The 509-nt window shown below is 75.0% G+C and carries 1 protein-coding gene and 1 pseudogene; both read right to left on the bottom strand.

Translation table 11 applies throughout. From position 1 onward, the window contains the following. On the bottom strand, window positions 1-369 hold a 369-nt coding region (gene ftsL, locus L2I40_RS24405), incomplete at its 3' end, for a cell division protein FtsL (protein WP_456305774.1). Continuing rightward, window positions 366-509: pseudogene (locus tag L2I40_RS24620) on the bottom strand (16S rRNA (cytosine(1402)-N(4))-methyltransferase); the annotation flags it as partial. The pseudogene L2I40_RS24620 and the gene ftsL, both read right to left, overlap by 4 nt.

Below are 509 nucleotides of genomic sequence, written 5' to 3'. Positions count from 1 at the left end.
AGCGGCGGCGGGTGCGGCGGCGAGCATCACCGTCGCGCTGCCGGGCGGCGGCGCGAAGAGGTCCGGCGCGCCGGCGAAGGCGACGGCCGCGGGCAGGCGCCGCTCGAATTCCGTGATGCGGGCGAAATGCTGCGGCTGCATCGCATCGAGGCTCAGCACGCGGCTCGCGGTCTGGCGCAGCCGCTCCGGCTCGTTCAGCAGCGCCCATTCGGCGCGCAGGATGTCGATGCGCTGGCGGGCCGTCTCCGTCTGGCGGCGGATCTCCGACAGCTCGCGATCCTTGAGCGAGACGGTGTGCTTGACGCCGTAGAGCCAGGCGCCGGCGCCGGCGAAGGCCATGAAGCAGAGCGCGGTGAAGGGGCGGATCATGCGGTCACCTGCGTCTGCGTCCCCGCGCCGGGGGACAGGCGTTCGATGGCGCGCAGCCGTGCCGAGCGCGCGCGCGGATTGGCGCCGGTCTCGGCCTCGCCGGGCCGCAGCGCGCGCGGCGTGACGAGGGCGAAGTCGGG

The sequence above is a fragment of the Falsiroseomonas oryziterrae genome (assembly GCF_021864505.1).
Classification (GTDB): domain Bacteria; phylum Pseudomonadota; class Alphaproteobacteria; order Acetobacterales; family Acetobacteraceae; genus Falsiroseomonas; species Falsiroseomonas oryziterrae.
Note: the sequence above shows the minus strand (reverse complement) of the source record. Positions and strands in the feature narration are given on the sequence as shown.